The sequence below is a fragment of the Actinophytocola sp. genome, assembly GCF_050699915.1.
Lineage (GTDB): Bacteria > Actinomycetota > Actinomycetes > Mycobacteriales > Pseudonocardiaceae > Actinophytocola.
Genome location: NZ_JBOHGA010000216.1, coordinates 1 through 10,252 on the forward strand (window position 1 = coordinate 1; position 10,252 = coordinate 10,252).

Annotated in this window: 9 protein-coding genes and 1 pseudogene; 6 read left to right on the forward strand and 4 right to left on the reverse strand. The window is 71.4% G+C overall.

All coding sequences use genetic code 11. The features are described from left to right. The 5 genes and pseudogenes from ACRDSK_RS27445 to ACRDSK_RS27465 form a co-directional block, all read left to right on the forward strand. Positions 1-205, forward strand: a pseudogene (locus ACRDSK_RS27445) (sulfurtransferase); the annotation flags it as partial. Between the two features lie 85 nt (positions 206-290). Continuing rightward, complete coding sequence (locus ACRDSK_RS27450; protein WP_431444215.1) at positions 291-1,466, forward strand: acetoin utilization protein AcuC; 1,176 nt, start codon at positions 291-293, stop codon at positions 1,464-1,466. A 34-nt stretch (positions 1,467-1,500) separates the two neighbouring features. Next, positions 1,501-4,158 (forward strand): GNAT family N-acetyltransferase, encoded by a 2,658-nt coding sequence (locus ACRDSK_RS27455; RefSeq protein ID WP_431444216.1) that lies wholly within the window; start codon positions 1,501-1,503, stop codon positions 4,156-4,158. Between the two features lie 52 nt (positions 4,159-4,210). Next, on the forward strand, positions 4,211-4,684 hold the full coding sequence (locus ACRDSK_RS27460; protein ID WP_431444217.1) for a hypothetical protein: 474 nt from the start codon (positions 4,211-4,213) through the stop codon (positions 4,682-4,684). A 108-nt stretch (positions 4,685-4,792) separates the two neighbouring features. Next, entirely contained in the window at positions 4,793-5,359 is a 567-nt protein-coding gene (locus tag ACRDSK_RS27465; protein WP_431444218.1) for a hypothetical protein, read from the forward strand. A gap of 7 nt (positions 5,360-5,366) precedes the next feature. Here ACRDSK_RS27465 and ACRDSK_RS27470 read toward each other — a convergent pair whose 3' ends face one another. The 4 genes from ACRDSK_RS27470 to ACRDSK_RS27485 form a co-directional block, all read right to left on the reverse strand. Further along, a complete protein-coding gene (locus tag ACRDSK_RS27470; protein ID WP_431444220.1) occupies positions 5,367-7,022 on the reverse strand; it encodes a fumarate hydratase in 1,656 nt (551 codons plus the stop codon). A 362-nt stretch (positions 7,023-7,384) separates the two neighbouring features. After that, entirely contained in the window at positions 7,385-8,350 is a 966-nt protein-coding gene (locus tag ACRDSK_RS27475) for a sigma-70 family RNA polymerase sigma factor (RefSeq protein WP_431444223.1), read from the reverse strand. 252 nt (positions 8,351-8,602) lie between these two features. Beyond that, complete coding sequence (gene dtd / locus ACRDSK_RS27480; RefSeq protein ID WP_431444226.1) at positions 8,603-9,028, reverse strand: D-aminoacyl-tRNA deacylase; 426 nt, start codon at positions 9,026-9,028, stop codon at positions 8,603-8,605. A 24-nt stretch (positions 9,029-9,052) separates the two neighbouring features. Continuing rightward, positions 9,053-9,772, reverse strand: a complete 720-nt coding sequence (locus tag ACRDSK_RS27485) for a class I SAM-dependent methyltransferase (protein WP_431444224.1) — start codon at positions 9,770-9,772, stop codon at positions 9,053-9,055. A gap of 101 nt (positions 9,773-9,873) precedes the next feature. On the opposite strand from ACRDSK_RS27485, the gene ACRDSK_RS27490 reads away from it, so the two are divergent. Then, positions 9,874-10,185, forward strand: a complete 312-nt coding sequence (locus tag ACRDSK_RS27490; RefSeq protein ID WP_431444225.1) for a DUF3099 domain-containing protein — start codon at positions 9,874-9,876, stop codon at positions 10,183-10,185. The last annotated feature ends 67 nt before the right edge of the window (positions 10,186-10,252 follow it).

Sequence of the window (10,252 nt, forward strand, 5' to 3'; positions counted from 1 at the left end):
GCGCTTCGCGGACGCGGGCGCGGCGGCCGGGCGACCGGTGGCCGCGTACTGCGGTTCGGGCGTGACGGCCGCGTCGGTGGTGCTCGCGCTGGAGGTGGCAGGCGTGACGAGCGCGGTCGCGCCGGCCGGCCTGTACGTCGGCTCCTGGTCGGAGTGGAGCGCCGACCCGACCCGCTTGATCGCCACGGGCGCCGACCCCGGCTGACGCCTCCGCCGTCACTGGGCGGGGCGGCGTGTGGCGGGCGGCTCGAAGGCGGGCTGTGGGGGCCTCGCGCGGATAGGGTGAGCGCATGGACCTGCCGGCGGCGATCGTGTGGGATTCGGCCTTGTTGGGGTACGACCTCGGTGGTGAGCATCCGCTGCATCCGATTCGGCTGGATCTGACGATCCGGCTGGCCTCGGCGCTCGGGGTGCTCGACGGGGTCGAGCTGCTCGTGCCCGAGGAGGCGTCCGAGGCCGAGATCGAGCGCGTCCACGACTCCGGTTATGTCGCCGCCGTCCGCGAGGCCCCGATGGCCGGGTGGGACGTCGGCCACGGGCTCGGCACTCCGGACAACCCGATCTTCAGCGAGATGCACGAGGCGTCCGCGATGGTGGTCGGGAGCTCCTTGCTCGCGGCCAAGCAGATCGCCTCGGGCGCGACCAAGCGGGCGGTCAGCATCGCCGGTGGGCTGCACCACGCGATGCGCGACCGGGCCGCCGGGTTCTGCGTCTACAACGACGCCGCGATCGCCATCTCATGGTTGCTGGACAACGGGTTCGAGCGCATCGCCTACCTCGACACGGACGTCCACCACGGCGACGGTGTGCAGGAGGCCTTCTACAACGACCCGCGCGTGCTCACGATCTCCCTGCACCAGAACCCGCTGACTCTCTTCCCCGGCACCGGGTTCGCCGACGAGACCGGGGGCGAGGACGCGCAGGGCACCTCGGTGAACGTCGCGTTGCCGCCCTACACAGACGACCGCGCGTGGTTTCGGGCCTTCCACGCGGTCGTCCCGTCGCTGCTCCAGGCCTTCCGGCCCCAGCTGCTCGTCAGCCAGTGCGGCGTCGACACCCACGACGAGGACCCGCTCGCCGCACTGTCCCTCTCCGTCGACGGGCACCGGCGGATCTACCGCACCGTGCGCGAGCTCGCCGAGCAGTACGCCCGCGGCCACTGGCTCGCCTGCGGCGGTGGCGGCTACCAGCTGCTGCGCGTCGTCCCGCGCTCGTGGACCCATCTGCTCGCCACCATGCTCGACCGCGAGGTCGACCCCGCCACGACACTCCCTCGCGAGTGGACCGACTTCGTCGACGAGATCGCCCCGAGCGCCGAGCTGCCGGAGGCCATGACCGATCGGAAGAGCACCGACTTCGAACCCTGGGACGGCACCGTCGACGAGCGGGTGGACGCCACGATCCGGGACACCCGGCGTGCCATCTTCCCGCTGCACGGCCTGGACCCGGACGACCCGAGAGACTGACCGGGGACACGAGGGACCGACAGAGGGACCGCCGATGGATCCGTTCGACTACCCCAAGGCGTGGGAGGCGGACCTGGTGCTGTCCGACGGCGGCACCGTCCACCTGAGACCCATCGTACCGACCGACGCCGAGGCGCTGCTCGCCTTCCACGGCCGGATGTCCGAGCGCACCCGCTACCTGCGCTACTTCGGCGCCTACCCGCAGATCCCGCCGCGCGACCTGAAGCGGTTCACCACCGTGAACCACGACGACCGGGTCGCCTTCATCGTCAAGCTCGGCGACGACATCGTCGCCGTCGCCCGCTACGAGCGGCTCAAGGGCACCGACTCCGCCGAGGTCGCCTTCGTCGTCGAGGACGCCCACCAGCACCGCGGGCTCGGCCCGATCCTCCTCGAGCACCTGGCCGCCGCGGCGCGGGAGCGCGAGGTCCGCACCTTCGTCGCCGAGGTGCTCGCCGAGAACTCGGCCATGCTCGGCGTGTTCCGCGCCGCCGGCTACCAGGTCACCCGCGCCATGGACGAGGGCGTCTACCACCTCGAGTTCGCCATCGACCCCACCGAGCGAGCCGTCGAGGTCGCCCGCTCCCGCGAGCAGGCCGCCGAGGCGCGCAGCGTGCACAACCTCCTGCACCCGCGCTCGGTCGCCCTCATCGGCGCCTCCGCCGACCCGGGCAAGATCGGCTACGCCGTGCTCGGCAACCTGCTCGGCGCCGACTTCGCCGGACCCGTCTTCCCGGTCAACGCCGAGCGGCCGTCCGTCCGCGGGGTGCGCGCCTACCCGAGCGTGCTCGACATCCCCGACCCGGTCGACCTCGCGGTCGTCGCCGTGCCCGCGGCCGGCATCGACGAGGTCATGGACGCCTGCCTCGCCAAGGGCGTCAAGGCACTCGTCGTGATCTCCTCCGGCTTCGGCGAGGCCGGCCCGCACGGCGAGAGCGCGGAACGCCGGCTCGTCGCCGAGGCCCGCGCACACGGCATGCGTGTCATCGGCCCCAACGCGCTCGGCGTGATCAACACTGACCCGGCGATCCGGCTCAACGCCACGCTCGCGCCGCACATCCCCAGCCGCGGCCGCACCGGCTTCTTCTGCCAGTCCGGCGCGCTCGGCACCGCGATCCTCGCCGACGCCACCGCCCGCGGACTCGGCCTGTCCACCTTCGTCTCCGCCGGCAACCGCGCGGACGTCTCCGGCAACGACCTGCTGCAGTACTGGGAGACCGACGCGACCACCGACGTGGTCCTGCTCTACCTGGAGTCCTTCGGCAACCCGCGCAAGTTCGGCCGGCTCGCCCGCCGGCTGGGGCGGGTCAAGCCGATCGTCGCCGTGAAGTCCGGGCGCAACGCCGCCCCGCCCGCGCTCGCCGTCACCTCGGTCGAGGTCGACGAGGCGAGCGTGGCCGCGCTGTTCGAGCAGGCCGGCGTCATCCGCGTCGACTCGATCGCCCAGCTCTTCGACACCGCGCTCCTCCTCGCGCACCAGCCGCTGCCCGGCGGCAGCCGGGTCGCGATCGTCGGGAACTCGTCGGCGATCGGCGTGCTCGCCGCGGACGCCGCCCTCGCGCGCGACCTCCAGCTCGCCGGCGGCCCGGTCGACGTCGGCGCGGACGCCGGGCCGGACGTGTTCGCCGACGCGGTCCGGCGCGCCCTGCGCGACGATGCCATCGACTCGCTCGTCGTCGTGTTCGTGCCGCCGCTGGCCATTCCGGGCGCCGCCTACGCTCGCGCCATCCGCGACGTCGTCGCGGATCTGGACGAGAGCAAGTCGATCGTCTCGACGTTCCTCGCCACCGAGGGCATCCCCGACGAGCTGGCGATCCCCGGACCCGGCGGCGCCCCCGGCCGTGGCTCGATCCCGTCCTACCCGAGCCCCGAGCGCGCCGTGCTCGCGCTGGCCCGCGCCACCCGCTACGCCGAGTGGCGGCAACGGCCGCAGGGCGAGCTGGTACGCCCCGAGGGCCTGGACGTCGAGACCGCGCGGGAGATCGCGAACGGCGCGGGGGAGCTCTCGGACGAGGACACGGTGCGGCTGCTGGGCTGCTACGGGATCGACGTCGTGCCGTACCGCGTCGTGGCAGACGCCGACGCGGCGGTCGCGGCCGCCGAGGAGCTGGGCTTCCCGGTGGCGGTGAAGGCCACCGGCGAGCGCTTCTGGCGCCGGGTCGACCTCGTCGGCGTCCGGCTCGATCTGTCCACTGAGGACTCGGTGCGCGCGGCGTACGACGGGATGGCGGAGCTGGCCGAAGCGCCGGAGGTCTACGTCCAGCGCATGGCGCCCCTGGGCACCGGCTGCGCGATCGGCGTCCAGGACGACCCGTCGTTCGGCACGCTTGTCTCGTTCGGACTGTCCGGTGTGGTCAGTGACCTCCTGGGTGACCGGGCCTACCGGGCGCTGCCGCTGACCGACGCGGACGCCGCCGCACTGGTTCGCGCGCCCCGAGCCGCGCCGCTGCTCGCCGGCTACCGGGGCACCGAGCCGGCCGACCTCGACGCGCTCGCCGACCTGGTCATCCGGGTCGCCGCGCTGGCCGAGGACGTGCCGCGGGTCCGCTGGCTCGCGCTGGAGCCGATCCTGGCCTCGGCGGGCGGTGCGTCGGTGGTGCGAGCCCGGGTGCGGGTCGGGCCGCCACCCTCGCTACAGGACAGCGGACCGCGCCGGTTGCGGTCACTGAGCGGCAGCTTCCTACGAAAGTAGGGTTTGCCGAACAGGGTGCAACGCGCCGCGCACCGGGGCTCGTCCTCTACACATGAAACGCCTAGGAACCGTCGTTGGCGCCGGCGTTCTGCTCTTTCTCGCGAGCGCTTGCGCCAACCCGCAGGAGAGCCAGGACAACGCGGGAGACACCCGCCCGACTGAGACGTCGGCGCCGGCGGAAGAACAGCCTGACCGCCAGCCGGCCAGGACACCACCGTCGGGCGGCGAGAAGGTCGCCGCCGCCCAGCTCGACACGAAGGCACTGGCCAAGGGCTACCCCGTCATGGTGTGGACCGAGGACGACGGAAGGACCGTCGGCGTGGTCGCGCAGGAAGGCGGCTGCGGCAAGGCCAGCGTCGAGCCGGCCGAGTCGGCCGCCCAGGTCGTGATCACCATGGTCGAGACCACGCCGAAGGCACCGCAGGCCTGCACGATGGACCTGCGCTACCCGAAGCTCACGACCGAACTGAAGGAGCCGCTCGGCGATCGCAAGATCGTGCTGAAGAACGAGCAGCGTAAGAGCTAGATAGACCTCTCTCCTCTCCCCAAGGGGCCCGGCCGCGCTCGCCCCAGCGCGGCCGGGCCCACCTCCTTTTCGTGCAACCGCCGGCCCGGCGGCTACCGTCCTCTTCCCATGAGGGCACTGATGGTCGCCACCCTGGCCGTGGCCGCCGCGGTCGGCCTCGCCGGCTGCGGACAGGACACCGCCGCACCCGCAGGCGAGAAGCCGGCCACCGAGACGGCGCCGAGCGAGACTCCGAGCCAGACCGCCACCAAGCCGCCGGAGAACCCCGAGCCGCCCGAGCAGCCGAAGCCGCCGAGTGAGACGTCGGCCCCGGTGTCACTCTCGCCGACCGGCGTGGTCGTGCCAGCGGGCGTGACGAAGGTGCCCACCGCCCAGGTCGACTCCAGTGCGCTGCCGGTCTACTACGAGCACCGCGGCGAGGTGTGGGAGTTCGACGGCGGCCGCTCACTGCAGCTCTTCGCCGCGGCCAGCAGCGGCTGCACCGACGCGGAGGCGGTCGTGCTCGACCAGTCGGCCGCGGACATCCGGATCATGCTGCGCCCGTTGCCCCGGCCACCGGGCGGCCGGCCCGACAGTGGTGGTGCCTGCACCGCGCAGGTGACGCCGCGGCCGGTGGTCGTCACGCTGGACGCCCCGCTCGCCGACCGCACGATCTACCTGGCGATCGGCCGCTGAGGAAGGGCTAGCGCCGGAAGGCGATCTGCAGGACCGGTTGCGAGGTGCCGGCGAAGAAGTCGTTGCCCTTGTCGTCCACGACGATGAACGCGGGGAAGTCCTCGACCTCGATCCGCCACACCGCCTCCATGCCCAGCTCGGCGTACTCGAGCACGTCGACCTTCTTGATGCAGTCCTGTGCGAGCCGCGCGGCTGGGCCGCCGATCGAGCCGAGGTAGAAGCCGCCGTGCGTCCGGCAGGCGTCGGTGACCTGCTGGGACCGGTTGCCCTTGGCGAGCATGACGAGCGAGCCGCCGGCGGCCTGGAACTGCTCGACGTAGGAGTCCATCCGCCCGGCGGTGGTCGGCCCGAACGAGCCCGACGCGTAGCCCTCGGGCGTCTTGGCCGGGCCGGCGTAGTAGACGGGGTGGTCGCGCAGATACGACGGCATGGGCTCGCCGGCGTCGAGGCGTTCCTTGATCTTCGCGTGGGCGATGTCGCGCGCGACGACGAGCGGACCGGTGAGGGAGAGCCGGGTCTTCACCGGCAGCGCGGCGAGCGTCGCGCGGATCTGCGCCATGGGTTGGTTGAGATCGACGCGCACGACCTCGTCGGTGAGCTCCTCGTCGGAGACCTCGGGCAGGAAGCGGGCGGGGTCGCGCTCGAGCTGCTCGATGAACACGCCGTCGGCGGTGATCTTCGCCTTGGCCTGCCGGTCGGCCGAGCACGACACGGCGAGCCCGACGGGGCAGGAGGCGCCGTGGCGGGGGAGACGGATGACGCGTACGTCGTGGCAGAAGTACTTGCCGCCGAACTGTGCGCCGATGCCGAACTGCCGGGTCATGTCGAGCACCTGCTGCTCGAGGTCGACGTCGCGGAAGGCGTGGCCGGCCGGGCCGCCCTCGAGTGGCAGCGTGTCGAGGTAGCGGGCGGAGGCGAGCTTGGCGACCTTGAGGTTGTACTCGGCCGACGTGCCGCCGACGACGATCGCGAGGTGGTACGGCGGGCAGGCGGCGGTGCCGAGGCTGCGCAGCTTCTCGTCGAGGAACCGGGCGAGGCGCTTGGGGTTCAGCAGCGCCTTGGTCTCCTGGTAGAGGAAGGTCTTGTTCGCGCTGCCGCCGCCCTTGGCCATGAAGAGGAACTCGTAGGCGGGCTTGTCGCCGTCCTTGTGGTAGAGCTCGATCTGGGCGGGGAGGTTGGTGCCGGTGTTGCGCTCGTCCCAAAAGGTGAGCGGGGAGAGCTGGGAGTAGCGCAGGTTCAGCTGCTGGTAGGCGTCGAAGATCCCCTTCGACAGGGCCTCCTCGTCGCGGCCGCCGGTGAGGACGTTCTCGGTGCGCTTGCCGATGACGATGGCGGTGCCGGTGTCCTGGCACATCGGCAGCACACCGCCCGCGGAGATGCAGGCGTTGCGGAGCAGGTCCATCGCGACGAAGCGGTCGTTGCCGCTGGCCTCGGGGTCGTCGACGATCGCGCGCAGCTGGGCGAGGTGCGAGGGGCGCAGCAGGTGCTGGATGTCCCGGATCGCCTCGTTGGCGAGCGTCGTGAGCGCCTGCGGCTCGACCTCGAGGAACCGCCGCCCCGCCGCCTCGACGACCCGCACGCCATCAGCGGTGACGAGGCGGTACTCGGTCTCAAGATCCGCCCCAACCGGCAGAACCTCGGTGAACTCAAAAGCGCTGGACACCGCAAACTCCCTCGACACGTGGTGGCTCCCGACGTTACCGGGCGCTCCTGCACGCAAAGAAGGAGGCGCTGGCCCCAACAAGGATGGAAGGGGCGCTGTCGCAAGGAGGCCTAACCGGTGAGCGCGTTCCGCGAACGCGCACCACGAAGGCCGAAAGCCGGAAGGCCGGGGCAGCCCCCGGCTGTCCCGACCTCCCGTGGAATGCGTTACGGATAGTAGTTGTCTATCCGCACCGCGTAGTCCCGGTGCCTTGACCGTGCCGTGCCGACGGTCACATGTCAATGGTCAATGATGCGTCTGCATCAGGGACGTAGCGGCGCCGAAAAGGGTTGCTCGATCAAGGAAACTCGCGTCGAGGCTGGTCAGCTCGCATACGCGCGGAGCCTCTCGGCTCGCTCGCCCTGGCGCAGCTTCGACATCACTTCGCGCTCGATCTGGCGGACGCGCTCGCGGGACAGGCTGAAGCGCTTGCCGATCTGGTCGAGCGTGTGCGGCTGACCGTCGTCGAGGCCGTACCGCAGCCGGATCACCGACTGCTCGCGGTCGTCGAGCGTGCCCAGCACGCGGCGCAGGTCGTCGTGCAGCAGGCCGGAGATCACCGCGCTCTCGGCGTCGGTGGCCTCGCCGTCCTCGATGAAGTCGCCCAGCGGGGCGTCCTCCTCCGAGCCGACCGGCATGTCCAGGCTGACCGGGTCGCGCGCGTGGTCGAGCAGGTCGGCGACCTTCGCGGGGGTGAGCCCGACCTCGCTGGCCAGCTCGTCGGTGGTGGCCTCGCGGCCGAGCTGCTGGTGCAGGTCGCGCTTGAGCCGCGCGAGCTTGTTGACCTGTTCCACCAGGTGGACAGGCAGCCGGATCGTCCGGCCCTGGTCGGCCATGCCGCGGGTGATCGCCTGACGGATCCACCACGTGGCGTAGGTCGAGAACTTGAAGCCCTTGGTGTAGTCGAACTTCTCCACCGCCCGGATGAGCCCGAGGTTGCCCTCCTGGATCAGGTCGAGCAGCGGCATGCCGCGCCCCGTGTACCGCTTCGCGAGCGACACGACGAGCCGCAAGTTCGCCTCGAGCAGGTGGTTCTTCGCCAGGTGACCGTCGCGGACCAGCGCCACGAGCTCCGTGCGCTTCGCGCTCCCCCGGTTATCGGTCTCGAGCATGTGCTGGGCGAATACTCCGGCCTCGATGCGCTTGGCCAACTCGACCTCTTGCGCCGCGCTGAGCAGCGCCGTGCGGCCGATTCCGTTGAGGTACACGCGGACCAGGTCGGCCGCGGGGCTCTGCGTATCAAGGTCGATCTCGGCGGGCTCCGGCTCGCGCTGCTGTGGGACCGTCATGCTCTCCCTCCCCCTGTTCGCGGGCTGGTGTGCGGTACGTCACACACCGGCCCTGTTGCCCGGTGAAACCCTCGACCGATCGCCTGTCGATGGCTGGACACTCCTCAAAACGCGCTCACGTATCGATTCGTTCCCGACTTCCCAACTGGATGACGTCATTCGCGCCACACAAGTTGCTCGACCAAACCTGAGGTTTTCCTTAGAGACGAGGCGGAGGCCTCAGGCGTGACGGAGTACCGCGTGACGGCGGACTCACACGTCGACGATCACCGTGAACGGGCCGTCGTTCACGGTCTCGACGGCCATCGTCGCGCCGAAGCGGCCGGTCTCGACCCGGGCGCCGCGCTCACGCAGGTCGGCCACGACCGCGTCCACCAGCGGTTCCGCGTCGTCGGGCCGGGCGGCGGCGGTCCACGACGGCCGGCGGCCCTTGCGCGTGTCGCCGTACAGCGTGAACTGGCTGACGACGAGCAGCGGCGCGCCCGTCGTGGCGCAGGACTGCTCGTCGCGCAGGACGCGAAGCTCGTGCAACTTGCGGGCCATCGTCTCGGCCTGGCTCGTCGAGTCCGATGTGGAGACGCCGAGCAGCACGAGCAGGCCGGGCTCGTCGAAGGAGCCCACGACGGAACCGGAGACCGTCACGCTCGCCCGGGTCACCCGCGCCACCACCGCTCGCACGGCGATCATGCTCGCAGCACGGGCTCAGCGGCGGGCCACCAGGTGGAAGAACCGTGCGGTCAGCAGCTGCGGCATCCGGTCGGCCATCGCCAGCTCGAGCCGCTCCAGGTCCTCAAGGAAGACGGGGTCCGTGTCCACGTTCGGCAGCAGGTCGCTCACGCACCGCACCCCGTACCGGACGACCTCCTCGACGCCGAGCTCGGCGAGCTGCGCCACGAGCTCGCCCACCGACGCCTCCCGCGACAGCGCCCGCACGGCCTGCGCCGGGTCCCGCTCCCGCAGGGCCGCGTGCATCGGGTCGAAGTCGGCGTTGGGGCCGAGCACGGACAGCAGCCCGCCGGTACGCAGTGGAGCGATCACCGCGCCGAGCATCTCGCCGGGCTCGTCCACGAAGTGCAGCAGGTTATGGCACAGCACCACGTCGAACTCGTGGCCGGCGAACACCTCCGGGGCGTCCAGGGCACCGGCTTGGACCACGTGCAGCAGGTCGGCCATGTCGAGCGCGTCGGCCGTCTCGATGGCCCGGTGGAGCATCGCGCCGGCCGGGTCCAGCACGGTGACCTCGTGGCCGCGCGCGGCCAGCCGGAGCGCCTCGACACCGTTGCCGCCGGCGACGTCCAGCACCCGCTGCGGGCCGGGATCGAGGTGCCGTAACAGGTTCGCCTCGGTGACCGTGTACCGCAGACGTTCCAGCGGAAGCTGCTGGAACAGGTCCGGTCGCGTGGCGAACCCGCTCGACGTCATGTGACCTTCATACCGGGAATCCAGGGGCGTTCGAGATAGGTCCACCCGGATGGCGCAATCGGCTCCGCGTGGTGGGAGCATGGGTGGCAGGAGGTGGTGTCGTGAAGGCCGAGCGGGACGACACCCCGGTTCTCATCACCGAGGCGGCGCCGTCGTACGAGGACGAGTACGCGGCGCGCAAACGCAAGTACCTGACGATGATGCTGCTGCGCCTGCCCTGCCTGATCCTGGCCGGCATCCTCCACGAGACCTGGTGGCTCGCGCTGGGCTTCGTGCTGCTGTCCGTCCCGCTGCCGTGGATCGCGGTGCTCGTCGCGAACGACCGCCCGCCGCGCAAGGCCGAGGACGTCAACCGCTACCAGCGCTCCGCGACGGCCATCGAGGCCGGCGAGCACCGGGTCATCGACGGCTGACCGGCGGCTGCGCCCCCATCCGACCCATCGCGACCGCGCCGAGCCGCACCCCGGCGGCCAACCGGTC